Below are 23151 nucleotides of genomic sequence, written 5' to 3'. Positions count from 1 at the left end.
CAAGCTCGCTCCCACAGGTACGATGCTGTCCCTGTGGGAGCGAGCTTGCTCGCGATAGCGGTGGCAAAAACCCCGGGATCTCAAGGCCGGCCGAGCAAATGACTCATCGCCGTCTTCAGCTTCATCGGCCGCACCGGCTTGTGCATCAGGGTGTGGCCCAGTTCGCGGATCTGCTGCTTGAGTTCATTGCTGTAGTTGGCCGTGATCATCATCGCCGGGACCGGTGACGCGCGCCGGGCATTGATCCGGGCCACGGCGTCGACACCGTTGCGATCGTTGTCCAGGTGGTAATCGGCAATCAGCAGGTCGGCCTCGGCGTGGTAATTGTCCACTTGCCGCGCCAGGTCCTCCTCCGACAGCGCCGTCACCACCCGACACCCCCACCCCTCCAGCAAGGTGCGCATGCCGGCACAGATGGTCGCGTCATTGTCCAGCACCCATATCCGCGCACCGCGCAGGCGCTCAAGCATCGGCTCGCTCATCTGCAACGTCGGCGGCGGTTTCGGCGCGGTGGCGCTCAACGGTACTTCGACCGAAAACATCGAACCCCGTCCCGGCCATGAGCGCACATGAATGCGATGCCCGAGGATGCCGGCAATCTTCTCGACAATCGCCAGGCCCAGGCCCAGGCCGCGATCCTGATCGGGTCGCTGCACATCACCGCGCTTGAACTCCTGGAAAATCTCCTCCAGGCGATGCTCGGCGATACCCATGCCGCTGTCCCAGACTTCGATCGTCAGGCACTGATGATGCCGCCGGCACCCGAGCACCACGCGGCCACTGTAGGTATAGCGAATCGCATTGCTCAGCAGGTTGCGCAGAATCCGGGCGAGCAGCTGGATGTCACTGCGCACCAGCGCCGAACAGCCGATGAAGTGCAGTTGCAGGCCTTCACTGCGCGCCACCTGGGTGTATTCGGCGGCCAGGTTGTCCAGCAGTTCACTGAGGGCGAACGGCGCAATGTCGGCTTTGATCACCCCCGCATCGAGCTTGGAAATATCCACCAGGGTGCCGAGCAGGTTCTCCACGTCTTCCAGGGAATTGCTCACGTTGCGCACCAGAATTTCGCTAGACATCGGCTCGCGCCGCTCCAGCAAGGCACTGGTAAACAGCCGAGCGGCATTCAACGGTTGCAGCAGGTCATGGCTGACGGCGGCGAGGAACTTGGTCTTCGACAGGTTGGCCTGCTCGGCTTCCTGCTTGGCCTCGCGCAAGCGTGACTCGACCAGGCGACGCTCATCGATCTCGCGCAGCAGTTGGTCATTGAGGGTAGTCAATTCCGCCGTGCGCTCGCGTACCCGCAGCTCAAGGTTCTGATAAGCCTGGTGCAACGCCTCGGCGGTGCGCCGGCGTTCGGTAATGTCGCGGATCAGCACGAAAATCCCCACCACCTCGCCACTGGCCAGACGGTTGGGCACATAGGAGCGCAGCATGTAGCGCTCCTGATTGTTGACGTTGGTTTCGGCGAATTCGAACGTCACGCTCTCGCCCGCCAGCGCCCTGGCCACGTAGGACTCCAGCCGCTGGTAATGCTGTTCGCTGTGCACTTCGCGCAGGCTCTGGCCGAGCATCACGCCGCGGGGCCAGCAGTACCATTCTTCGTAGACCTTGTTGGTGAACTCGTAGACCAGATCGGCATTGAGGTAGGCAATCAATGCAGGTACGTGATCGGTGATCAGGCGAATCCAGTGTTCGCTTTCACTCAGCGCCTCGGCGTGCTGGTAGCGTTCGGTAATGTCGGTGAAGGTGTTGACGAAACCGCCGGCGGGCAATGCATGGGTGCGGATTTCCAGGACCCGGCCATCGTACAGGCGCTGTTCGCATTCGCGTACCGGTCGTCCGTTGCCATCGCGACTGGCCGGGGTCAGCAGGTTCAACTCGCTGTCGGCGATTACTTCGGCAAACGGGCGATGGGCCGCCACGGGCGCCAGGCCGCTCAACTCCAGGAAACGCCGGTTCCACAACTCCAGAATGCCCTCGGCGCTGACCATCGCCACCCCTTGGGACAGGTTGTCGACCGCCCGTTGAAGCAGATGCGACTTCTGCGCCACCGCCTGTTCCCGGCGTACGGTTTCGCTGAGTTTGACGTCGGTAATGTCGGTGAACAGAATCACCCGCCCCCCTTCCTGGGTCGGCCGCTCGCTGACTTGCAGCCAGCGCCCGTTCTGCAGGCGGTAAAGCAGGTTTTCGTCGGCATGCCCGCGTGGCTCTTCGGTGAACAGGCCGTTGTTCATCATCAGCCGCTTGACCTCGGTCAGGCGCATGCCGGCATTGATCCGCACCCGACTGTTGCTCCAGAACGCCTTGAAGCGACTGTTGAACAGCACGATGCGCTGCTCGGCGTCGAACAGGACGAAGGCGTCGGAAATGCTTTCAATGGCATCGATCAGGTGTTGATGCGCCGTTTCCGCGCGCAGGCGGGCTTCGCTGAGCAAATGATTACCGGCCTTGAGTTCGGCCATGGCCTGGTTCAGGGCATCGGTGCGTTCGCGCACCTGCTCGGCCAGCACCACCGAATGCTGGAATGCCGCGTACGGATCGTTGCCGCGGGTCACCCCGGACTCGACCCGTTCGATCAGCGCACCATTGATGCGCTGCAGTTTATGGTTTTCCAGGCGCAGCCTGGCCAGCTCGGCCTGCAGCTCAGCGATGTCCTGGGGCACGGCCACGGGCAATGGCAACGCCGGTGAAGGTCTGGTTGATGTGCATGCCATTGAACTGTTCTCCATAGGTGTTGAAACCCATCACCCGTTGCTCACGCAAAAACGTGCCGATCTGATCAAGACTGCCGTCGTCTTCGAGTTCCAGACGCCGCAGGAAACAGTCGCAACCGATGGTCAGCAGCAAATCACCCAGGCGCTCCTGCAAACCCTCGAACAGGCTTTGCAGGTTCGGCAGCATCGGCCCCGGAGTCATGGCGGTGAGGACGATGCCGTTTTCCACGGCGCAGTAGAAACTCAGGCTCAGGTCCGGATGCACCTGCTGGATGGCCCGCACGTAGTACTGCTGATTGATCCGCACTGCCAACGGGTGCGCGGCGAAGACCCGGTGATCGAGTTGCGCCACCGGCACGCCGATGTGCCGGGCGTACTCGGCGGCGGCCGGCTCGGCATTGAGTTCGAAGACCCGGCGCAAAGTGCTGTCGGCCCCGGTGACCACCAGCTTTTCGGCGCGGGGCAGCACGTGGTGGGTGGTGAACACTTCGAAATCCAGCCAGGTATTGACCAGCACCACCACGGCCGCGCCGCTGTGGAACTCGCCATCGAAGTACACATGGGTATGGGTCAGGTAGTTATCGTCGCCGGCCGAGCCGCCGAAATGCGGAATGTCGCCCAATGCCGCGCTCAAGGCCGCCAGGACCATTTCTTCACGGCTGGACAGGCCATCGAGCAAGGTCAGGGCAAAGCTGTTGCCCTTGATCGGGGCCAGGGTGTTGCTGCGACAGCCACTGACCAGGCGCTCGACCATTTGCTGGGCGTCGATCAGGCTGAAGTGCTCCATCTGGTCGATCAGCTCGATCGCGATGGAAAAGTGCCGATGATCGAAACCCACCGCCGTCACGCAATTGCGTCCGTAGCCCAGCGGGGTGATTTCCCCGGCGCTGGTGCAGCCCGCCAGGCGAATGCCGCCGAAGCTTTGCTGCAAGGCCTGGCCCAGCGCCTGCAAGTCGTACTCGGCGGAACAGAAGAACAGCACGAACCCCAGGTGCGGGTGCAACAACTGTCGTGCCAGTTCCTGCGCGACCTGCCGGGCATCGGTGGCCTGGGACATCGCACTGACGATTCCTTCGTTCTGGACCGACTGCATCGTCACCTCCGGCAGGTGCGTGTGTATGAGGCACGAGTGTACGAAGTCTGTGAGGTGCGACGAATGCTACTTGGGTAGCGGGTAGCCGCTTCGATGGGATGAGACGGTTGGCGACCCTCGCCGCGATGCGCACGGCCAGGGCCACCTCCCGGGGTTACCAGGTCAGCACCGCACCCACGGCAAAGGTGTCGGTGTCTTCGTTCTGTTCATCGGTGTCGTGGCCATTGATTTCAAACTGGTTGTACTCGGCCACCAGCTTGAGGTTGTCGTTCACGTCATGGAACAACGCGATGCCGCGGGTCTCGTAGTCCGCGCCGCTGCCGACCACGCCGTTGCCATCGTCATTGGTCTTGCCGTAGGACAAGGCCAGGCGGTTCTTGCCCAGTTTGTAGGAGCCCTGCATCAGGTAGCCGTCGCTGTCGACATTGCGCAGGGTCGGCTCGCCGGCATTGTTGGTGAAAAACGGGTTGATGCCCTTGGCCTGGAAACCGGAGCCGGTGAGGGACAAGCCGCCCATCTTCGCCTGCACGCCATAACCGACACCCTTGGAGGTGACGGTCTCGACCGTGGAATCAGTGTTGTCCGAGGTCTGGTAGCTGCCGTTGACCCAGCTGTAGATCTTTGCCCCGGCCAGGTCGAATTGATAGGTGACTTCGCTTTCGGTACGCGGGTTTTCCTGATAGGCCTTGCCCGTCGGGCTGCTGTCGTTGGTGTCCACCGGGTCCATGATGCCGACCGCCACGCGCAGACCGTCCATCACCGGGGTGCGATAGGTTATCTGCGAGGTCGGGAACGGATACGGATAACCGGTGCCGATGTTGCCGAACGACACCCCGCCGCCATCCACCAGCCCCAACGTATCGCTGACCTGACCGTAACCGGCGAGCATTTCGTCGAGCAGGATGTTGGAACGGGCGAACAGCCCGAAGTCCTTGCCGATCAGCACCTCGCCCCACTCCGGGTTGGCCACGGTGCCGAAGAACTGCCGCACATCGATGGCGGTGTCGGTGCCGTTGGTTTCGCTGTCGTTGATGGTGACCCAGAACGAGGCACGGGCGCCGAGCTTGAGGTCGTCTACCTGCTTGCCCATGTTGAACCCCAGGTAGTTGGGCAGGAACCCCATCTTGACCCGCGACTGTCGACGGTCGAACTGATCGCCGGCGCGATCGACATCGCTGTTCACGTAGAAGGCGTTGATGTAGCCGTCGGTGGAGAACGTGGTCTGGTCCTTGTCGTACAGCATGATATCCGCCTCGGCCAGCGGGCTCAGGCCAAGGGCGGACAGGCCGGCGATGAAGGCAGGCAGAAAACGATGCGTGACGTTCTTATTGTTGTGCATGGCGCGCTCCGAAACGGGGGACTGAGTGTCGGAGGCGATTATCGAAACCTGACGGGCGGCGCCATACGCTGCCTTGGGGCTGGTTTTCAGGTGCTTTGGATTGGCTGGCGGTGTGTGACCACTACGGTGTAAGACCGTGTGTCAGTGAGGCTCGCCACTAAGGGTGTAGGCCTGTGGACCCCACTGGCGTCCACAGGAACCGGTACCGGTCAGGCGTTAGCCCTGAACAGCATGTAGGCGGCGACCACGACGCAGATGCTGGCGAATCCGACCTGCAACGCCCGCGCCGGCACCCGGGCGCAGAGCTTGCGGCCGATGATCATGCCGACGATGCTGGAGACGATGAAGGCAATGCCCGAATCGTCGATGCGCACCCCGGCATGGAACGCGCCGATCACGCCGATGCCGGAAATCAGGCTGATCACCATCAGCGACGTGGCGATGATCCCGCGCATCTGCACGTCGGTCAGTTGCTTGAAGGCCGGGACAATCAGAAAGCCGCCGCCCACCCCCAGCAATCCAGAGACCACGCCGGTTACTGCCCCGAGCGCGGCGAGGGTCGCGGTGCATTTGGCGGTCCAGGAAAAGCGCCCGGTCTGTTGATCGAGCATGCAGTTCTTCTGGCCCCAGTTGGCCTGACCATGGTCGCTGGGACCCTCGTCCTTGCGCTCGCGGCGCAACATCCGCCCGGCCACCATGACCATCAGCAGGCTGAACAGGATCATCAGGATTTTTTCCGGCAACTGGTGGGCAAAGTAGATGCCTATCGGCGAAAACACCGCACCCAATGCCGCGATCAGCAGCGCTGCGCGATAACGCACCAGGCCATGGCGCAAGCCGTCGATGGCACCGACCGCTGCCGCACTGCCTACCGCGAACAACGCCACCGGAGCGGCCTGGGTCATGCTCCACCCCAACCCCAACACCAGGGCCGGGACCGCAAGGATACCGCCACCGGCGCCCGTCAAGCCGAGCACCAACCCCATCACTACACCAAACAGACTTGCCAGCAACATACGGAGTTCTCAGTCGACCCTGGACACACGTGTCAGCCACTCGCGGCCCTTGAGCATACCGTTCCAGTAGAACCACGGTAGCAGTGTCGCCTTCAGCCACCACGCCGAGCGGCGCGGGATCGTCGGGTCAAGGGGAAAGGTCGGCAGCAACTTGCCCGCGTACCCGAACTCGGCAAGGATCACCTTGCCCTTCTCCACCGTCAGCGGACAGGAGCCATAACCGTCGTACTTCAGCGGCAGCGGCTGCTGCTTGCGCAAGGCCAGCAGGTTTTCGGCCACCACCACGATCTGCTTGCGCACCGCCGCAGCAGTTTTTGCATTCGTGGTGCCGCAGATGTCACCCAGCGCGAACACGCCTGGATAGCGCGGATGTTGAAGGGTGTGGGGATCGACCTCGCACCAGCCGGCAGCGTCGGCCAGCGGACTTTGGGCGATGAAGTCCGGAGAGACTTGTGGTGGCACGACATGCAGCAGGTCAAAGGTTTTTGCCTGGCGGGTAACATTGCCATCGGCATCCTTGACGTCGAACCACGCGGTTTTCGCCGGGCCGTCGACCTTGACCAGATTCGAATTGAACGCCAACCGGGCTTTGTACTTTTCGATGTACTTCATCAGTGGCGGGACAAAGGTCGGCACTCCGAACAGTGCCGCGCCCGCAAGATTGAACTCGACGTCGATGTTGTTCAGCACACCGCTCTTGGTCCAATGATCGCAGGACAGGTACAGCGCCTTTTGTGGCGCTCCGGCACATTTGATCGGCATGGCCGGCTGGGTGAACAGCACCTTGCCGCCGCGTAATTTCTGCACCTGGTCCCAGGTGTAGGTCGCGTGCCGATAGCTGTAATTGGAGGTCACGCCGTGCTGGCCGAGGGTGTCCTCCAGGCCTTCGATTTTCTCCCAGGCCAGGCGCAGGCCGGGGCAGACCACCAGGTTTTGATAGCCGACCGTACGCCCGTCACCGAGGGTGAGTTGAAGCTTGTCGGGATCGATGCCCGTCACGCCAGCCTGCAGCCAATGGGCCCCGCGCGGCATCACCGACGCCATGGGCCGCACGGTGTTTTCCACGTTGTAGGCACCACCGCCGACCAGCGTCCAGGCCGGTTGATAGTAGTGCCGGGAGTCGGGTTCGATCACGGTGATGTTCAGATGCGGGCTACGCTTGAGCAGGCTGGCGACAAAGCCGATGCCTGCCGTGCCGCCGCCGATGACCACGATATCTGCACTGATGGATGGGCCCCAGTGTTGATCGTTCATTGCTTGTTCCTTTTGCTGCACGCAAGGATTGTGACGAGTCAAACCACAAAACCTGTGGGAGCGGACTTGCCCGCGATGGCGTCAGGTCAGTCGCCATTAATGTTGGATGTGCCGGCCCCATCGCGAGCAAGCTCGCTCCCACAGGTTCGGTGTGTTGAATAAGATCAAGGTTGAACCCAGCTTTTAAGCACGGCCCCGCAATAAAGCCCGGAGAGGGTTTTCATCACCTGGATCACTTCGTGACTGGCGAGACCGTAAAAAATGTACTTGCCTTCACGACGGGTGGCGACCAGTCCTTCATCGCGCAGGATCCCCAATTGCTGGGACAGGGTCGGTTGGCGCACGCCGGTCATTTTTTCCAGCTCGCCTACGTTGCGTTCGCCCTGGGTCAGCTGACACAGGATCAACAGGCGATCCTCATTGGCCAGGGCCTTGAGCAGCGCACACGCCTTGGAGGCCGAGGCGCGCAGCTGGGCGACTTCACATTCGGTCAGACTGGATTGCATTTGCAGGATGCCTTCAACGTCACTTAAGCTGTAAACATTATGTTTAAACATATAATGTTGCAACCCATGACTGAAATTTCGCCGTCTGACTTTTCTAACCCTGCACAGGTTCGTGTCCATGCCCGCACTGATTGAAGCTTTCCTCGACCCCGCCTCCTCGACCTACAGCTACGTGGTCTACGAGGCTGATGGCGGGCAGTGTGCGATTGTCGATCCGGTGCTCGACTACGACGCAGCCTCCGGGCGTACCGCAACCACCCAGGCCGACAACATCATCGCCTTCGTCCGCGCCCGTCACTTGCAAGTGCAATGGCTGCTGGAAACCCACGCCCATGCCGATCACCTGTCCGCCGCGCCGTACCTGCGCAGAGAGCTTGGCGGCAAAATCGCCATTGGCGAGTCGATCAGCAAGGTCCAGGACGTGTTCAAGACGCTGTTCAATCTGGAGCCCTCCTTTCGCGTCGACGGCTCCCAGTTCGATCACCTGTTCGCCCCCAACGAATCGTTCATGATCGGCAACCTCAAGGCGACCGCCCTGCACGTGCCCGGCCATACCCCGGCGGACATGGCCTACCTGGTCGACAGCGATGTGATTCTGGTGGGCGACACGATGTTCATGCCCGACGTCGGCACCGCCCGCTGCGATTTCCCGGGCGGCAATGCCAACCAGATGTTTGCCTCGATCCACAAACTGCTGGCCTTCCCCGCCAGCGTGCGGCTGTTCGTCTGCCACGACTACCCGCCCAATGGCCGCGCGCCCCAATGCATGACCACCGTCGGTGAACAACGCAAAAACAACATTCATGTACATGACGGGATCGATGAAGCCGCGTTCGTGGAAATGCGTACACGACGTGATGCAGGGCTGGGCATGCCGACGCTGTTGCTGCCGGCGATCCAGGTGAATGTGCGGGCGGGGAATTTGCCGCCGGCCGAGAACAACGGCGTGACCTACCTGAAAATCCCTCTGAACAAATTCTGACCCTGTAGGAGCGAGCTTGCTCCGGGCGGCGTTCCGACGATGGACTTGAGGGCAACGCGTTTATCCAGAAGACTCGCGTTATCGTTAACGTCCATCGCGAGCAAGCTCGCTCCTACAGAGTAATCGTGTCAGTTGCCCAAAGTCAGGCCATTGGCCGGCAACGGCAGCGCGGTCTTGTACCGCACCTGCTTGAGCGCAAAGCTCGAACGGATGTTCGCCACCCCCGGCACCTTGGTCAGAAAGTCCATCATGAAGCGCTCCAGCGACTGGATGGTCGGCACCAGCACCCGGATCAGGTAGTCCGGATCGCCGGCCATCAGGTAGCACTCCATCACCTCGGGGCGATCGGAAATCGCTTCTTCGAAATGCTGCAACGCCTCCTCCACCTGCTTCTCCAGGCTGACGTGAATGAACACATTCACATGCAGCCCCAACAGATCGGCATCCAGCAGCGTCACTTGCTCGCGAATCACCCCCAGTTCTTCCATGGCCTTGACCCGGTTGAAACACGGCGTGGGTGACAGGTTCACCGAACGCGCCAGGTCGGCGTTGGTGATGCGCGCGTTCTCCTGAAGGCTGTTGAGAATGCCGATATCGGTACGGTCCAGTTTGCGCATGAGACAAAACCACCTGTTTTTTATGTTTATGCAGGTTTTTTATCTGCAAATGATCTTTAGCGCAACGAAACAGAGAGAAATATTCTTCTTGGTCGGGCCTATGATTGTTGTAGGACAAGATTTCTTCTACCGAACGAAATCTGTCAGCTCACTACAAGAAATTCACAAGATCGAGCGTAGAAGCCATGACCCAAGCGTATGAACCGCTGCGCCTGCACGTCCCCGAACCCTCGGGCCGTCCCGGCTGTAAAACCGACTTCTCCTACCTGCATCTGACCGATGCCGGCACGGTGCGCAAACCCCCAATCGACGTTGAACCGGCTGACACGGCTGACCTGGCCCGTGGCCTGATCCGCGTGCTCGACGACCAGGGTAATGCCCTCGGCCCATGGGCCGAAAACGTACCGGTGGAGATCCTGCGCAAGGGCATGCGCGCCATGCTCAAGACCCGCATCTACGACAACCGCATGGTGGTCGCCCAGCGTCAGAAAAAGATGTCGTTCTACATGCAGAGCCTTGGCGAAGAAGCCATCGGCAGCGCCCAGGCCCTGGCCCTGAACATCGACGACATGTGCTTCCCGACCTACCGCCAGCAAAGCATCCTGATGGCCCGCGACGTACCGCTGGTCGACCTGATCTGCCAGCTGCTGTCCAACGAGCGCGATCCGCTCAAGGGACGTCAGTTGCCCATCATGTACTCGGTCAAGGACTCCGGTTTCTTCACCATCTCCGGCAACCTCGCCACCCAGTTCGTGCAAGCCGTGGGCTGGGGCATGGCCTCGGCGATCAAGGGCGACACCAAAATCGCTTCGGCGTGGATCGGCGACGGCGCCACCGCCGAGTCGGACTTCCACACCGCCCTGACGTTCGCCCACGTGTACCGCGCGCCGGTGATCCTCAACGTGGTCAACAACCAGTGGGCGATCTCCACCTTCCAGGCGATTGCCGGTGGTGAAGCCACCACCTTCGCCGGTCGTGGCGTCGGTTGCGGCATTGCCTCCCTGCGGGTCGACGGCAACGATTTCTACGCGGTCTACGCCGCTTCCGCCTGGGCTGCCGAACGTGCGCGCCGTAATCTCGGTCCGACCATGATCGAGTGGGTCACCTACCGCGCCGGCCCGCACTCGACCTCCGATGATCCGTCCAAATACCGTCCGGCCGATGACTGGAGCCACTTCCCGCTGGGCGATCCGATTGCGCGCCTCAAGCAGCACCTGATCAAGATCGGCCAGTGGTCCGAAGAGGAACACACCGCCGTCAGCGCCGAGCTCGAAGCCCAAGTGATCGCCGCACAGAAAGAAGCCGAACAGTACGGCACCCTTGCCGGCGGCCAGATTCCGAGCGCCGCGACCATGTTCGAAGACGTCTACAAAGAGATGCCGGAGCACTTGAAGCGCCAGCGTCAAGAGTTGGGGATCTGACATGAACGATCACAACAACCATATCGAGCTGGAAACCGCCATGACCACGACCACCATGACCATGATCCAGGCCCTGCGCTCGGCCATGGATGTGATGCTTGAACGTGACGACAACGTCGTGGTCTTCGGCCAGGACGTGGGCTACTTCGGTGGCGTGTTCCGTTGCACCGAAGGCCTGCAAGCCAAGTACGGCACCTCGCGAGTATTCGACGCGCCGATCTCTGAAAGCGGTATCGTCGGCACCGCCGTGGGCATGGGCGCCTACGGTCTGCGCCCGGTGGTGGAGATCCAGTTCGCCGACTACGTCTACCCGGCCTACGACCAGATCATTTCCGAAGCCGCGCGCCTGCGTTATCGCTCGGCCGGCGAGTTCACCGCGCCGATGACCCTGCGCATGCCCTGCGGCGGCGGCATCTACGGCGGCCAGACCCACAGCCAGAGCATCGAGGCACTCTTCACTCAGGTATGCGGTCTGCGCACCGTCATGCCGTCCAACCCCTACGACGCCAAAGGCCTGCTGATCGCCTCCATCGAAAATGATGACCCGGTGATCTTCCTGGAGCCGAAACGGCTGTACAACGGCCCTTTCGACGGCCACCACGAACGCCCGGTTACCCCGTGGTCGAAACACCCCGCCGCACAGGTTCCGGACGGTTACTACACCGTACCGCTGGACGTTGCCGCTATCGCCCGTCCGGGCAAGGACGTCACGGTGCTGACCTACGGCACCACCGTCTACGTGTCGCAAGTGGCCGCTGAAGAAAGCGGCGTGGATGCCGAAGTCATCGACCTGCGCAGCCTGTGGCCGCTGGACCTGGAAACCATCACCAAGTCGGTGAAGAAAACCGGTCGCTGCGTGATCGTTCACGAAGCCACCCGCACTTGCGGCTTCGGCGCCGAACTGACGGCGCTGGTGCAAGAGCACTGCTTCCACTACCTGGAAGCGCCGATCGAACGCGTCACCGGTTGGGATACCCCTTACCCGCACGCGCAAGAGTGGGCGTATTTCCCAGGGCCGTCCCGAGTGGGCGCGGCGTTGAAACGGGTCATGGAGGTCTGAATGGGCACGCACGTCATTAAAATGCCGGACATTGGTGAAGGCATTGCAGAAGTTGAATTGTCGGTATGGCACGTCAAGGTCGGCGACATGGTCGTCGAAGATCAGGTGCTGGCCGATGTGATGACCGACAAGGCGATGGTGGATATCCCGTCGCCGGTGCATGGCAAGGTCATTGCCCTCGGTGGCCAGCCGGGCGAAGTCATGGCGGTTGGCAGTGTGCTGATCAGCATTGAAGTCGAAGGCGCGGGCAACGTTAAGGAATCGACGCAACCGGCACCTGTTGTTAAAGAAGCACCGGTTGCAGCAACGAAAGTCGAAACCGTGGTTGAAAGCAAACCGGTCGCTGCCCCGGCGCCGAAAGCTGCCGTATGCCAGGGCCCGATGGTTGCTCGCGAGGCCGATGAGCGTCCGCTGGCCTCCCCGGCCGTGCGCAAGCATGCGCTGGACCTCGGCATTCAATTGCGCCTGGTGCGTGGCACCGGCCCCGCCGGCCGCGTGCTGCATGAAGACCTCGACGCCTACCTGGCCCAGGGTCAGTCGAACGCTTCGGCACCGGTGGCGGCTGCTTACGCCCAACGTACCGATGAACAGCAGATCCCGGTGATCGGCATGCGTCGCAAGATTGCCCAGCGCATGCAGGACGCCACCCAGCGCGCCGCCCACTTCAGTTATGTCGAAGAAATCGACGTCACCGCCGTGGAAGAGCTGCGCGCGCACCTCAACGAAAAACATGGCGCGACTCGCGGCAAGCTGACTTTGCTGCCGTTCCTGGTCCGCGCCCTGGTCGTCGCCCTGCGTGATTTCCCGCAGATCAACGCCCGCTACGACGACGAAGCCCAGGTCATCACCCGCCTCGGCGCAGTGCATGTCGGCATCGCCACCCAGGCGGATATCGGTTTGATGGTGCCGGTGGTGCGTCACGCCGAAGCCCGTAGCCTGTGGGACAGCGCCGCTGAAATCTCTCGTTTGGCCACTGCCGCCCGTAACGGCAAGGCCAGCCGCGACGAGTTGTCCGGCTCGACCATCACCCTGACCAGCCTCGGGGCTTTGGGCGGCATCGTCAGCACCCCGGTGCTGAACCTGCCGGAAGTCGCGATAGTCGGCGTGAACAAGATCGTCGAACGGCCAATGGTGATCAAAGGCCAGATCGTGATCCGCAAGATGATGAACCTCTCCAGCTCCTTCGATCACCGCGTGGTCGACGGCATGGACGCGGCGCTCTTCATCCAGGCCATCCGTGGCTTGCTCGAACAACCCGCGACCTTGTTTGTGGAGTAAGTCATGCAGACCCTCAATACCACGCTGCTGATCATCGGCGGCGGCCCCGGCGGTTATGTGACGGCGATCCGTGCCGGCCAACTGGGCATCCCGACCATCCTGGTGGAAGGCCAATCCCTGGGCGGCACTTGCCTGAACATTGGCTGCATTCCGTCCAAGGCACTGATTCACGTCGCTGAGCAGTTCCATCAAACGCAACACCACAGCCAGCATTCGGCCCTGGGCATCAGCGTTTCGGCGCCCACCCTGGACATCGGCAAGAGCGTGGAATGGAAAGACGGCATCGTCGATCGCCTGACCACCGGCGTCGCGGCGCTGCTGAAAAAGAACAAGGTCCAGGTCGTTCAAGGCTGGGCCAAAGTGGTTGACGGCAAAACCGTGGAAGTTGGCGACACACGTATCCAGTGTGAACACCTGGTGCTGGCCACCGGTTCCAAAAGCGTGAACCTGCCAATGCTGCCGATTGGCGGGCCGATCATCTCGTCCACCGAGGCCCTGGCGCCGACATCCGTGCCCAAGCGCTTGATTGTGGTCGGCGGTGGCTACATCGGTCTGGAGTTGGGCATTGCCTATCGCAAGCTCGGCGCCGAGGTCAGCGTGGTGGAAGCGCAGGAACGCATCCTGCCGGCCTACGACGCCGAACTGACTCAGCCGGTGCACGACGAACTGAAAAAACTCGGTGTGAAGCTTTACTTGAAACACAGCGTGCAAGGCTTTGATTCTTCTAACAACACCTTGCAAGCACTTGCCCCGAACGGCGAGACCCTGAACCTGGAAACCGACCAGGTACTGGTGGCCGTCGGTCGCAAGCCGAACACCCAGGGCTGGAACCTCGAAGCGCTGAACCTGGACATGAACGGTTCCTCGATCAAGATCGACAACCGCTGCCAGACCAGCATGCGCAACGTGTATGCCATCGGTGACCTGAGCGGCGAACCGATGCTCGCCCACCGGGCCATGGCCCAGGGCGAGATGGTCGCCGAGCTGATCAGCGGTAAAACCCGCGAGTTCAACCCGACCGCCATCGCCGCCGTGTGCTTCACCGACCCGGAACTGGTGGTGGTCGGCAAGACCCCGGACGAGGCCAAGGCCGCAGGTTGGGACTGCATCGTGTCGAGCTTCCCGTTCGCCGCCAATGGCCGGGCGATGACCCTGGAGTCGAAAAGCGGCTTCGTGCGGGTGGTCGCCCGTCGGGATAATCACGTGATTGTCGGCTGGCAGGCGGTGGGCGTCGGCGTGTCGGAGCTGTCCACGGCGTTTGCCCAGAGCCTGGAGATGGGCGCGCGGCTGGAAGACATCGGCGGCACCATCCATGCACACCCGACCCTGGGTGAGGCGGTGCAGGAAGCGGCGTTGCGGGCCCTTGGCCACGCATTGCACCTGTAGGAGCGAGCTCGCTCGCGAAAAACGTCAGGACAACGCGGTCATTCAGACGAGACGCGTTATCGTTGACGTCCATCGCGAGCGAACTCGCTCCTACAAGGAACGTATTTCAGGCTGCGAAACAGCCCAAGAATGAAGTATTGTTGTCCCCATCCAAAAAACGTCAGAAGCCTTGAACCGTTTCGACGGTTGTTCAGTGATAGAGGGTGTCATGGGTAACGAAAGCATCAATTGGGACAAGCTGGGTTTTGACTACATCAAGACCGACAAGCGCTATCTGTCGTACTTTCGCAATGGCGAGTGGGACAAAGGCACCCTGACCGAAGACAACGTGCTGCACATCAGCGAAGGCTCCACTGCCCTTCACTATGGCCAGCAATGCTTCGAAGGCCTGAAGGCCTATCGTTGCAAGGACGGCTCGATCAACCTGTTCCGTCCGGACCAGAACGCCGCGCGCATGCAGCGCAGCTGCGCCCGCCTGCTGATGCCGCACGTGTCCACCGAGCAGTTCATCGAAGCGTGCAAGGAAGTGGTGCGTGCCAACGAACGTTTCATTCCGCCGTACGGCACCGGCGGCGCGCTGTACCTGCGTCCGTTCGTGATCGGCGTGGGTGACAACATCGGCGTGCGTACCGCGCCGGAGTTCATCTTCTCGGTGTTTGCGATCCCGGTCGGCGCCTACTTCAAGGGCGGCCTGACCCCGCACAACTTCCTGATCTCCAGCTACGACCGCGCCGCGCCACAAGGCACCGGCGCCGCCAAGGTCGGTGGCAACTACGCCGCCAGCCTGATGCCGGGCTCCCAGGCCAAGAAGGCGCATTTCGCCGACTGCATCTACCTGGACCCACTGACTCATACCAAGATCGAGGAAGTCGGTTCGGCCAACTTCTTCGGGATCACCCACGATAACAAGTTCGTGACCCCGAACTCGCCATCGGTACTGCCGGGCATTACCCGTCTGTCGCTGATCGAACTGGCCAGGTCCCGCCTGGGTCTGGACGTGGTCGAAGGCGACGTGTTCATCGACAAGCTGGCGGACTTCAAGGAAGCCGGTGCTTGCGGTACTGCGGCGGTGATCACGCCGATCGGCGGCATCAACTACAACGACCACCTGCACGTGTTCCACAGCGAAACCGAAGTCGGCCCGATCACCCAGAAGCTCTACAAAGAGCTGACCGGCGTGCAAACCGGCGACATCGAAGCGCCAGCGGGCTGGATCGTCAAGGTTTGACCTGACGCCAGATGCACAAAAGCCCCCCATCGGGTGACCGATGGGGGGCTTTTTGTTTGCATAGTACTGACGAGTCCACCACTCCCCCTGTGGGAGCGAGCTTGCTCGCGATGACGGCAGTGCATTCAACACAGAAACAACCGGAATACACGTTCGTCAGTCAGCGAATGTTCCCGAACTCCACCGAACCTGCCGCAATTTGCAAAACTTTGACATTACCCTCAACCACCAACGGCAACCCGATTCCAAACCGCCTTCCAAACTCCTTGCGCCCCAACGCCGTCAACGCCAACGCCCGACTGTCCAGATCCTGGGTCACCCACTTGCGCTTGAGCGCCGTTTGCAGCAACGCCGCACCCAGCGACCCACCCAGATGTGGCCGACGCATGCTCCAGTCCAGGCACGGGCAGGCGAAACGACGGCGCAAGGTGCTCAAGTCCTGCGTCTCGATCCCGAGCCCTTGAAACATTGCCGTACCGCTGTCGCTCAAGCGATAGGCCTGTTCGTCGGTTTCCTCAAGCCAGCCCGCTTCAAGCATCCGGTCATGCAGCAGCACGGCCAGGGTTCCCGCCATGTGGTCGTAGCAGGTGCGGGCAAATTGCAGGCGATCCGGGGTCCGTGCCCGGAAGCTCGGCGCGGTGTTCTGGCCGATCACCATCAGTGCCTCCAGGGCTTGGGCTACGCGCTTGTCCGCCAGGCTGTAATAGCGATGACGCCCCTGAACGTGCAGCCGCACCAGCGCCAGCTCCTTGAGCTTGGCCAGGTGGGCACTGGCGGTCGACGCGCTGACTTCGGCCACCGCCGCCAGTTCGGTGCTGGTGCGGGCATGGCCGTCCATCAGCGAACAGAGGATTTTCGTCCGCGCCGGCTCAGCGATGGCTGCCGCCACCTGCGAGACGCCAATGTCGTGTTGTTCTGCGCTCATATTTCGCTCCCGGACGAATCAATGCCCTTTCGGACTGGAGATAGTAGCAACACTTTCCAACAACAAAAGGCTGTGCCCATGGACCCGATCATCGCTGCGACCCATGCCGATCCTTATCCCTACTACGCACAACTGCGTGCCGAAGGTGGGCTGGCTTTTCATCCGGGGCTGAACATGTGGGTGGCCAGCAGCGCCCGGGCGGTGGCCGCCGTGCTGGCGCATCCCGATTGCCACGTTCGACCCGCGCAGGAGCCAGTCCCCAAGGCGATCGCCGACGGCATGGCCGGCCAGGTGTTCGGCCAATTGATGCGCATGAATGAAGGTGAACGCCAGCGTTGCCCACGGTCGGCGATTGCGCCAGGGCTGGAGTTGATCGATGCGCGGGAAGTCGAGGCCCTGGTCAGCGCCCGATTGATGACCGCCGATGCCGCTGGCCTGTACAACGCCATGTTTCGCGGACCGGTTTGCGTGGTGGCGGCGTTGCTGGGGTTCACCCCGGCTCAGGGCCGCGCCATCAGTGAGTTGACGGCGGATTTCGTCGCTTGCCTGTCGCCCTTGAGTAACGCGGCACAATTGACCGCAGCTCATGCTGCCGCCGAACAATTGAGCGGTTATTTCATCGAATTGCTCGACGATCCGTACAACCACAGCCCTTTGCTTGCAGGTATCGGCCGGCGCTTCGCCTGCGGCGCGCCGCAAACCCTGATCGCCAACCTGATCGGCCTGTTCTCCCAGACCTTCGAGGCCACTGCCGGGCTGATCGGCAACGCCGTGCTGGCATTGATTCAACATCCGTCGTTGCGCAGCGAATCTCCCCCGGTCGAAGACCTGCTGGCCGAAGTACAGCGCTTCGACCCGCCGGTACAGAACACCCGCCGCTTCGTCGCCGCCCCCTGCGAAATTGACGGGGTGAGGCTGAACGCCGCAGACGTGATCCTGGTGCTGCTGGCCTCGGCCAATCGCGACCCCCAGCTCAACGACAACCCCGACACCTTCCTGCTCGACCGCCCGAACCGGCGCAGCTTCACCTTCGGCGCGGGGCGCCATCAATGTCCGGGGCAACGCCTGGCGTTGAGCATTGCAGGCGCCACGCTCAAGCAGCTTCTGGCGATGAGGCCGGTACTTGACCCTCTGAAGCGGGAATACCGCCCCTCCACGAATGGACGGATTCCACTGTTCCGTGAATGACCGGAAGCCGTTCAAGCAACGCGGAGTTCGACGGTCAGGTGAGACAGTTCATGGACCGGCGCCAGGCGTTCGCGAATGGTGTCGGCACTGACATTGGCCGCCGCCACAACGCTGACAATCGCGGCCCGTGCCTGGGGGCCGACCTGCCAGACATGCAGATCGCTGATGCGCACATCGTCCGACGACTCCAGCAGTTCACGAATCTCGTCGGCGACGTGTGTATCCGTGACATCGAGCAACACCGCTGCGCTGTCACGCATCAATCCAACAGCCCATTTCGCGATCACGATGGCGCCCACAATGCCCATCACCGGGTCCAACCACACCCATCCCAGATAGCGCCCCGCCAGCAATGCGGCGATCGCCAGCACTGAAGTCAAGGCATCGGCCAGCACATGGACATAGGCCGAGCGCAGGTTGTTGTCGTGATGGTGATGATGGCCGTGCTCATGGCTGTGGCCATGGTCGTGGCCATGGTCGTGGCCATGATGGCCGTGGTCGCCCGCCAGCAAAAAGGCACTGGCGATGTTCACCGCCAGCCCCACCACCGCAATCACCGTCGCTTCGGTGAATGCCACGGTCGTTGGCTGAAACAGGCGATAAACGGATTCACCGGCAATGCCGAGAGCCACCAGCCCCAGCACCATGGCCGAGGCAAAACCCGCGAGATCCCCGACCTTGCCGGTGCCGAAGCTGTAACGCGCGTTGTTGGCATTGCGCCGTGCAAACCCATAGGCCGCCGCCGCGATGCCCAAGGCCCCGGCATGGGTGGCCATGTGAAAACCATCGGCCAGCAGCGCCATGGAACCGGTGATGTAACCGGCGGCAATTTCGCCAATCATCATCACAAACGTCAGCGCCACCACCCATAAGGTGCGTCGGGCGTTTTCATCATGGGATGCGCCGAGAAAAACATGGTCGTGAGAAAAGCGCGAAGCCTGGGGTGTCAGTGTCATGGAATTCAGGCCTCTATTTGGCATAACGACGGATGGCCAGCAACAGGTCTTCCACGCCCTGGGCGCGATCTTCATCGCTCAGGTCCGGATGGGCCACGTGCTCGCGGGCATGGGCGTCGATGAACTGCTCCAGCAGACCATTGACCGCGCCCCGGATGGCGGCCACCAGATGCAGGGTCTTGGCGCAATCGGCATCGGACTCAAGCGCTCGCTCCACGGCTTCCACCTGCCCGGCAATCCGCCGCACCCGCTTGATCAAGTCATCCTTGTGTTCGTGAATGTGTGCCATACCTATACCCCCTACCCCTATATGGAATCTATGGTCGCCGATAGTGCGGAGCCTGGCAAGGCACAACCCGATGATGGTCGGTTTGGCGTGATATCGATTTTCGCCGGCCGGTTGGCCACTGAACGTTTGGGTTCAACACCCCCTGCTGCCCGGCTGGATTAGTTACACCGGGTTAAAACAGTCATGACGGGCAGTGCGTTTATCCCGCCGGCCTTTCTCCATAGAGTCACCAGGATCATGGTGAACAACGAGGTTCGATCGATGCAAACCCAACTGGACAAGTCACTGAGTGTTTTTGCGCGGGCAGACCTGCTGCAAGGTCCCACGCCCATTCAGCGGGCTGCGCGACTCGAACAGCTGCTGGGCCTCGACAAGCAGGGTATCGGCCTGTTTCTCAAACGCGACGACCATATGTTGATCGGCGCGGGCGGCAACAAGCTGCGCAAGCTTGAATTCCACATCGGCGCAGCACTGCAAGCCGGAATCGATACGATCATTACCGTGGGCGGCATCCAGTCCAATCATGCCCGCCTGACCGCCGCAGTGTGCGCCCGGCTGGGCATCGCCTGCGAGCTGTTCCTGACCCGGGCCGTGGCCAAGGCCGAGGTGGATTACGAGCTCAACGGCAATGTGCTGCTCGACCAGTTGTTCGGCGCGCAGATGCAGGTGTTTGCCGGCGGTACCGACTCACTGGCCAAAGCCGAGGCCAGGGCGGCGCAGCTTCGAGACTCCGGGCACAAGGTCATGGTGCTGCCAACCGGTGGCTCGACGCCCCTGGGCAGCCTCGGTTATGCCCGCTGCGCAGCGGAGATCGCCCAACAAGAGGCCGAACTGCAACTCAGGTTCAATCAAGTGGTGGTACCCAATGGCAGCGCCGGCACGCATGCCGGGCTCGCGGCGGGTTTCCAGTTGCTGGGCCGGGGTATGTCCGTGCTCAAGTCGTTCTCGGTGTTGTCCGACCAGGACTCATCAGCGGCGAGAACCCTGCAACTGACCCGCGAAACATTGGCGCTATTGGGCAGTAGCGCCGAGGTGCGGGTTGACGAGATGGCGATTGACGGCAGCCAGCTGGGTACCGGCTATGGGTTGCCAACCGCCGCCATGCAGGACGCGGTACGCCTGATGGCGCGGGCCGAAGGCCTGTTGGTCGACCCGGTGTACTCCGGCAAGGCGTTTGCCGGGTTGCTGGCCGACCTGCAGCAAGGGCGCTTCGTCCCCGGGGACAATGTGCTGTTCATCATGACCGGCGGAACACCCGGCCTGTATGCGTACCGGGAAACGTTTCAGGCCTGACGGTCAATCATCCCGCGTCAGCACTTCCAGCAATTCGATTTCGAAGATCAGGTTCGAGTTCGGCGTGATCTTGCCCATGGTGCGTTCGCCATAGGCCAGGTGCGCCGGCACCAGCAACTTGCGCTTGCCGCCGACCTGCATGCCCATGATGCCCTGGTCCCAGCCCTTGATGACCCGCCCGGTGCCGATCACGCACTGGAAGGGTTTGCCACGACTGTACGAAGAGTCGAATTCGGTCCCGTCCTCCAGCCAGCCACGGTACTGGGTGGTGATCAGTGCGCCTTTTACGACGGCTTTTCCGTCACCCACCTGAAGATCGATTACCTGAAGCTCGTCATTCATTGATTTCACTCGTATGCTCACTCGCCCTCAAGGGCCTGATGGGCGCCGTTTTCCCAGATTTGTCCTCGATTGGCAACCATTGCCGCCTCCGCGCACGACGTTTAAAGCGGTTTGCTGAACTAAAATAATCAACAATTACCCGTACGGTTCTCCGCCCTGATGGCCATCCCCGAATGATCCTGCTCTGGACCAGCGTCCTCCTTGGTTCAATGACGCTCAGCCTGATCGTCGTGCTGGCTTGGCGCGAACGCTATCTGCAAAAGCAACTGGCGGAGTATCGCGCGATCATCAATAGCCTGTCCGAAGGCCAGAACATCCACAAGGATGACGACGCCGAGCGCTTCAAGCGCAGCCAGTATTTCGCTCGTATCGGCACCTGGGATTGGGATGTCGACACCGACCGGTTGTATTGGTCAGATGCCATTTTCGGCATGTTCGGCTTCAAGATCGGCGAAGTGACGCCCTCTTACGCCCTGTTCTGTTCCTGCGTGCATCCGGAAGACCGGCTCAGGGTTCGGGCCGGCGAACTGCGTTGCCTGGAAACCGGTGAAAACCATGATGAGGAATACCGCGTGGTGTGGCCCGACGGAACGATCCGCTGGCTGCGGGAAACCGGCAACGTGGTCAAGAACGACCACGACGAAACGATCAAGATGATGGGTGTGGTACGCGACATCACCGAAGAAAAGGCCTCGGCCAACTACCTCAAGCACCTGGCCCATTACGACCCGTTGACCGGCCTGCCCAATCGCCTGGTGCTCGAAGAGCGCCTGTCCGAAGCGCTGGAGTTGGCGCGCACCAGTGCCACGCGGGTGGCGCTGGTATTTGTCGACCTCAATGGCTTCAAGGCCATCAACGACCGCTATGGGCATGCGGCCGGCGACCGCGTGCTGGTCACGACCGCCACGCGGCTAAAGCGCATCCTGCACGGCACCGACACCGTCGCCAGGATCGGCGGCGACGAATTCGTGGTCATCCTCCAGGACCTGCCCCAAGGCAAAAGCCTGCAAGACGAAGCGCGCACGATCTGCCAGAAAATCTTCGTCGAACTCTCCCCGCCCGTCACCCTCGGCAACGACCAGCGCCACATCGGCACCAGCCTCGGCGTCGCCGTGTTCCCCGATCATGCGCCGAGCATCGATCGCTTGCTGCACATTGCCGACCTGGCGATGTATGAGGCCAAGCGCAGCGGGAACAATCAGTATCGGTTGGGCACCGAGAGCCTGGTGCGGGCACACAGCGAATAACGCTTCGTCCTTGAATGCATTGATCCACTTAGCGCATCAATGCATACCAACAATGCAATTAACCTATCGATGCCCCTGCTCCACTATCCGCCCCAGCAAGAACCGTGCGCCGGGTCCTTTGTGAATCCATGTCGCCCCAGAGCAAGCAGTCCCTACCGGTTGGTGAAACAGGGCCGCTACTCCCATAAATGGGGGACTACACCCACTCAACCGGGTGTTTACCACCTAATTTGAGGAATATCCCCACCCTACACTTCACCAAAAAGACACATTTTGAAACAACTTACTTATTACTCAGTATCTTCCTCATCCATGGCCCGACGGTTGCATAACCCCTTGCAACGCAGGCAGATGCTGTCACCAACCGGGGATGGCGGGTTTCGCCGTTGCGCTATGTCGCGAGGGGAACCTCATGAAAATCATTGCATCGTCGTTCAATTCGTTCCGTTTCTTAAGGGTTTCGGGCGCAGGCTCTGTACTGTTGATCACCTTCAGTCTGTCCCCGGTCAACGCAGCACCGCTTGACGATGTCGGCCCGCCGCCGCCAACAGATCCTTCGGCGTATACCAATCCGCCGACCGACTTCAAGGCCGCGCTGGATGCCCTAAAGGCCATGCCACCCGCCAACCAGGGTTCCATCGCCTTGCCCAATGGTGTGTACGGCACCCGCACCACGCCAACGACCGACAACGTGCTGCCGCCAAGCCTGCAGACATCCTTCAAAATCCCCACCAACGGCAAGCCCAGCCCGTTGTTCGGGGCCCAGCCGTACACTCAGCAACTGCTGCTGTTCGAAGAATTCGGCACGGAGAAACTCGACCCGACACTGCCGCCGCCCACCCTGACTTTCCCGGTTCCGATCGTCGGTCCGGCGCCCACGCAGGACCCGAACAACATCGCCCGCAGCGGCCCTTCGGCCGCCGCGCTGGAAGCCTTCATGCGCCAGCCGGGGCTGTACCCGTTTCCGGCGCAGTATTCCAACGTGCTGGACCGCAACCCGTGGAAAGCGCAGATCGA

20 protein-coding genes and 1 pseudogene are annotated in these 23151 nt (G+C 61.5%); 10 read left to right on the top strand and 11 right to left on the bottom strand.

Going from position 1 to position 23151, the window contains the following annotated elements:
- Positions 1-80 precede the first annotated feature (80 nt).
- The 6 genes from nahK to ABIE16_RS07990 all read right to left on the bottom strand — a co-directional run bounded on the left by nahK (position 81) and on the right by ABIE16_RS07990 (position 7922).
- Positions 81-2714 carry a hybrid sensor histidine kinase/response regulator NahK/ErcS' gene (gene nahK, locus ABIE16_RS08015; RefSeq protein WP_429520845.1) on the bottom strand — a complete coding sequence of 878 codons (2634 nt, stop codon included), beginning with the start codon at positions 2712-2714 and terminating at the stop codon, positions 81-83.
- Entirely contained in the window at positions 2644-3807 is a 1164-nt protein-coding gene (gene nosP, locus ABIE16_RS08010) for a nitric oxide-sensing protein NosP (protein WP_090454961.1), read from the bottom strand. Before nosP ends, nahK begins: the two co-directional genes overlap by 71 nt.
- 154 nt (positions 3808-3961) lie before the next feature.
- Positions 3962-5146, bottom strand: a complete 1185-nt coding sequence (locus ABIE16_RS08005) for a porin (protein WP_407516691.1) — start codon at positions 5144-5146, stop codon at positions 3962-3964.
- Positions 5147-5355: 209 nt separating this feature from the next.
- Positions 5356-6162: a sulfite exporter TauE/SafE family protein gene (locus ABIE16_RS08000; protein ID WP_090454959.1), complete on the bottom strand. Its 807-nt coding sequence runs from the start codon at positions 6160-6162 to the stop codon at positions 5356-5358.
- Positions 6163-6171: 9 nt separating this feature from the next.
- Positions 6172-7416 (bottom strand): FAD/NAD(P)-binding oxidoreductase, encoded by a 1245-nt coding sequence (locus ABIE16_RS07995; RefSeq protein ID WP_429520844.1) that lies wholly within the window; start codon positions 7414-7416, stop codon positions 6172-6174.
- A 164-nt stretch (positions 7417-7580) separates the two neighbouring features.
- A complete protein-coding gene (locus tag ABIE16_RS07990; RefSeq protein ID WP_007976596.1) occupies positions 7581-7922 on the bottom strand; it encodes an ArsR/SmtB family transcription factor in 342 nt (113 codons plus the stop codon).
- Positions 7923-8040: 118 nt separating this feature from the next.
- Here ABIE16_RS07990 and ABIE16_RS07985 point away from each other — a divergent pair, with 118 nt between their 5' ends.
- Positions 8041-8904 carry an MBL fold metallo-hydrolase gene (locus tag ABIE16_RS07985; RefSeq protein ID WP_429520843.1) on the top strand — a complete coding sequence of 288 codons (864 nt, stop codon included), beginning with the start codon at positions 8041-8043 and terminating at the stop codon, positions 8902-8904.
- A gap of 128 nt (positions 8905-9032) precedes the next feature.
- On the opposite strand, the gene bkdR is transcribed toward ABIE16_RS07985, so the two are convergent.
- Positions 9033-9521 (bottom strand): Bkd operon transcriptional regulator BkdR, encoded by a 489-nt coding sequence (bkdR, locus tag ABIE16_RS07980; protein ID WP_007976593.1) that lies wholly within the window; start codon positions 9519-9521, stop codon positions 9033-9035.
- A 185-nt stretch (positions 9522-9706) separates the two neighbouring features.
- On the opposite strand from bkdR, the gene ABIE16_RS07975 reads away from it, so the two are divergent.
- The 5 genes from ABIE16_RS07975 (at position 9707) to ABIE16_RS07955 (ending at position 15894) form a co-directional block, all read left to right on the top strand.
- Positions 9707-10942, top strand: coding sequence for a 3-methyl-2-oxobutanoate dehydrogenase (2-methylpropanoyl-transferring) subunit alpha (locus ABIE16_RS07975; RefSeq protein ID WP_154860167.1), 1236 nt, complete (start codon positions 9707-9709; stop codon positions 10940-10942).
- Position 10943: 1 nt separating this feature from the next.
- Positions 10944-12002 (top strand): alpha-ketoacid dehydrogenase subunit beta, encoded by a 1059-nt coding sequence (locus tag ABIE16_RS07970; RefSeq protein WP_154908888.1) that lies wholly within the window; start codon positions 10944-10946, stop codon positions 12000-12002.
- Positions 12003-13280, top strand: a complete 1278-nt coding sequence (locus ABIE16_RS07965) for a dihydrolipoamide acetyltransferase family protein (protein WP_429520842.1) — start codon at positions 12003-12005, stop codon at positions 13278-13280.
- Between the two features lie 3 nt (positions 13281-13283).
- Positions 13284-14666, top strand: a complete 1383-nt coding sequence (gene lpdA, locus ABIE16_RS07960; protein ID WP_223502125.1) for a dihydrolipoyl dehydrogenase — start codon at positions 13284-13286, stop codon at positions 14664-14666.
- Between the two features lie 208 nt (positions 14667-14874).
- Complete coding sequence (locus tag ABIE16_RS07955) at positions 14875-15894, top strand: branched-chain amino acid aminotransferase (RefSeq protein WP_090454954.1); 1020 nt, start codon at positions 14875-14877, stop codon at positions 15892-15894.
- Between the two features lie 160 nt (positions 15895-16054).
- On the opposite strand, the gene ABIE16_RS07950 is transcribed toward ABIE16_RS07955, so the two are convergent.
- Positions 16055-16819, bottom strand: a complete 765-nt coding sequence (locus ABIE16_RS07950) for an ArsR/SmtB family transcription factor (protein WP_429520841.1) — start codon at positions 16817-16819, stop codon at positions 16055-16057.
- Positions 16820-16897: 78 nt separating this feature from the next.
- On the opposite strand from ABIE16_RS07950, the gene ABIE16_RS07945 reads away from it, so the two are divergent.
- On the top strand, positions 16898-18007 hold the full coding sequence (locus ABIE16_RS07945; protein ID WP_429520840.1) for a cytochrome P450: 1110 nt from the start codon (positions 16898-16900) through the stop codon (positions 18005-18007).
- Between the two features lie 11 nt (positions 18008-18018).
- Here ABIE16_RS07945 and dmeF read toward each other — a convergent pair whose 3' ends face one another.
- Together dmeF and ABIE16_RS07935 are read right to left on the bottom strand one after the other, a co-directional pair.
- On the bottom strand, positions 18019-18963 hold the full coding sequence (gene dmeF, locus ABIE16_RS07940) for a CDF family Co(II)/Ni(II) efflux transporter DmeF (protein ID WP_429520839.1): 945 nt from the start codon (positions 18961-18963) through the stop codon (positions 18019-18021).
- Positions 18964-18976: 13 nt separating this feature from the next.
- On the bottom strand, positions 18977-19252 hold the full coding sequence (locus ABIE16_RS07935; protein ID WP_057715220.1) for a metal/formaldehyde-sensitive transcriptional repressor: 276 nt from the start codon (positions 19250-19252) through the stop codon (positions 18977-18979).
- 261 nt (positions 19253-19513) lie between these two features.
- Here ABIE16_RS07935 and ABIE16_RS07930 point away from each other — a divergent pair, with 261 nt between their 5' ends.
- Positions 19514-20545, top strand: a complete 1032-nt coding sequence (locus ABIE16_RS07930; protein ID WP_429520838.1) for a D-cysteine desulfhydrase family protein — start codon at positions 19514-19516, stop codon at positions 20543-20545.
- A 3-nt stretch (positions 20546-20548) separates the two neighbouring features.
- On the opposite strand, the gene ABIE16_RS07925 is transcribed toward ABIE16_RS07930, so the two are convergent.
- Entirely contained in the window at positions 20549-20887 is a 339-nt protein-coding gene (locus ABIE16_RS07925; protein ID WP_349733837.1) for an FKBP-type peptidyl-prolyl cis-trans isomerase, read from the bottom strand.
- 173 nt (positions 20888-21060) lie between these two features.
- Here ABIE16_RS07925 and ABIE16_RS07920 point away from each other — a divergent pair, with 173 nt between their 5' ends.
- Both ABIE16_RS07920 and ABIE16_RS07915 read left to right on the top strand, forming a co-directional pair.
- The gene (locus ABIE16_RS07920; protein WP_349733835.1) at positions 21061-22134 is read left to right on the top strand and encodes a sensor domain-containing diguanylate cyclase; all 1074 of its coding nucleotides are present in this window, start codon (positions 21061-21063) and stop codon (positions 22132-22134) included.
- A 412-nt stretch (positions 22135-22546) separates the two neighbouring features.
- A pseudogene (locus ABIE16_RS07915) lies at positions 22547-23151 on the top strand (copper oxidase); the annotation flags it as partial.

Source organism: Pseudomonas sp. 2725 (assembly GCF_050434585.1).
Classification (GTDB): domain Bacteria; phylum Pseudomonadota; class Gammaproteobacteria; order Pseudomonadales; family Pseudomonadaceae; genus Aquipseudomonas; species Aquipseudomonas jessenii.
Note: the sequence above shows the minus strand (reverse complement) of the source record. Positions and strands in the feature narration are given on the sequence as shown.

Excerpts from the sequence above, each read along its gene's own strand:
- bkdR (WP_007976593.1), bottom strand. The coding sequence starts at position 9,521 with ATGCGCAAACTGGACCGTACCGATATCGGCATTCTCAACAGCCTTCAG.
- ABIE16_RS08000 (WP_090454959.1), bottom strand. The coding sequence starts at position 6,162 with ATGTTGCTGGCAAGTCTGTTTGGTGTAGTGATGGGGTTGGTGCTCGGC.
- ABIE16_RS07995 (WP_429520844.1), bottom strand. The coding sequence starts at position 7,416 with ATGAACGATCAACACTGGGGCCCATCCATCAGTGCAGATATCGTGGTC.
- ABIE16_RS07965 (WP_429520842.1), top strand. The coding sequence starts at position 12,003 with ATGGGCACGCACGTCATTAAAATGCCGGACATTGGTGAAGGCATTGCA.
- ABIE16_RS07945 (WP_429520840.1), top strand. The coding sequence starts at position 16,898 with ATGGACCCGATCATCGCTGCGACCCATGCCGATCCTTATCCCTACTAC.
- dmeF (WP_429520839.1), bottom strand. The coding sequence starts at position 18,963 with ATGACACTGACACCCCAGGCTTCGCGCTTTTCTCACGACCATGTTTTT.
- nahK (WP_429520845.1), bottom strand. The coding sequence starts at position 2,714 with ATGGCATGCACATCAACCAGACCTTCACCGGCGTTGCCATTGCCCGTG.
- lpdA (WP_223502125.1), top strand. The coding sequence starts at position 13,284 with ATGCAGACCCTCAATACCACGCTGCTGATCATCGGCGGCGGCCCCGGC.
- ABIE16_RS07930 (WP_429520838.1), top strand. The coding sequence starts at position 19,514 with ATGCAAACCCAACTGGACAAGTCACTGAGTGTTTTTGCGCGGGCAGAC.
- ABIE16_RS07955 (WP_090454954.1), top strand. The coding sequence starts at position 14,875 with ATGGGTAACGAAAGCATCAATTGGGACAAGCTGGGTTTTGACTACATC.
- ABIE16_RS07935 (WP_057715220.1), bottom strand. The coding sequence starts at position 19,252 with ATGGCACACATTCACGAACACAAGGATGACTTGATCAAGCGGGTGCGG.
- ABIE16_RS07985 (WP_429520843.1), top strand. The coding sequence starts at position 8,041 with ATGCCCGCACTGATTGAAGCTTTCCTCGACCCCGCCTCCTCGACCTAC.
- ABIE16_RS08005 (WP_407516691.1), bottom strand. The coding sequence starts at position 5,146 with ATGCACAACAATAAGAACGTCACGCATCGTTTTCTGCCTGCCTTCATC.
- nosP (WP_090454961.1), bottom strand. The coding sequence starts at position 3,807 with ATGCAGTCGGTCCAGAACGAAGGAATCGTCAGTGCGATGTCCCAGGCC.
- ABIE16_RS07925 (WP_349733837.1), bottom strand. The coding sequence starts at position 20,887 with ATGAATGACGAGCTTCAGGTAATCGATCTTCAGGTGGGTGACGGAAAA.
- ABIE16_RS07970 (WP_154908888.1), top strand. The coding sequence starts at position 10,944 with ATGAACGATCACAACAACCATATCGAGCTGGAAACCGCCATGACCACG.
- ABIE16_RS07990 (WP_007976596.1), bottom strand. The coding sequence starts at position 7,922 with ATGCAATCCAGTCTGACCGAATGTGAAGTCGCCCAGCTGCGCGCCTCG.
- ABIE16_RS07920 (WP_349733835.1), top strand. The coding sequence starts at position 21,061 with ATGATCCTGCTCTGGACCAGCGTCCTCCTTGGTTCAATGACGCTCAGC.
- ABIE16_RS07975 (WP_154860167.1), top strand. The coding sequence starts at position 9,707 with ATGACCCAAGCGTATGAACCGCTGCGCCTGCACGTCCCCGAACCCTCG.
- ABIE16_RS07950 (WP_429520841.1), bottom strand. The coding sequence starts at position 16,819 with ATGAGCGCAGAACAACACGACATTGGCGTCTCGCAGGTGGCGGCAGCC.